Below are 712 nucleotides of genomic sequence, written 5' to 3'. Positions count from 1 at the left end.
TTACCTGTATCTTGAGGCGGCACTGTCTGAATAAAGAGAGACGACGCGCCTAAATTCAACGTTTGACGTGCTTTATCTGTGAGGCTGCGCGCAATAATTAAAGGAATACGCCCACCTGCTTGTACTTCATCACGCATCGTGACAGGGCGCAGTTCAAAAGTGCTGACTTCTTCTTCCCCATTGACAATAGTACCTTTTTTGGGGTAAATCGTGATGACATCACCATGATTAAGTTTGCTGACATCGCATTCTATCGGCAACGCGCCTGAGTCTTCAGCGGTATTAAAGAAGATCGGTGCAATTTTGCCGCCGATAATCACGCCACCTTGACGCTTGTTAGGTACATAAGGAATATCTTGTCCAATATACCATAATACGGAGTTTATAGCTGATTTGCGCGATGAACCTGTACCGACGACATCGCCCACATAAGCGATTGGATGCCCTTTTTGTTTGAGCGTTTCTATCGCTTCCAACGCGCCATCCATCTTGTTAATGAGCATGGCTTTGGCATGTAGCGGAATATCGGGGCGACTCCAGGCTTCAGAGGCGGGGGATAAGTCATCTGTATTGGTTTCCCCAGGCACTTTGAATACAGTGACAGTAATAGACTCAGGCAATGGTGACTTAGCCGTGAACCATTTCGCCTCTGCCCAGGCATTCAGCACTTCTTGAGCCGCTTTATTGGTTTTAGCCTTTTCCACGACATTGT

Annotated in this window: 1 pseudogene; it reads right to left on the bottom strand. The window is 47.1% G+C overall.

Annotated elements, in window-relative coordinates:
* Positions 1-712: pseudogene (locus tag GY683_RS02070) on the bottom strand (aconitate hydratase B); the annotation flags it as partial.

Source organism: Moraxella sp., from assembly GCF_024227015.1.
GTDB lineage: Bacteria > Pseudomonadota > Gammaproteobacteria > Pseudomonadales > Moraxellaceae > Moraxella.
Note: the sequence above shows the minus strand (reverse complement) of the source record. Positions and strands in the feature narration are given on the sequence as shown.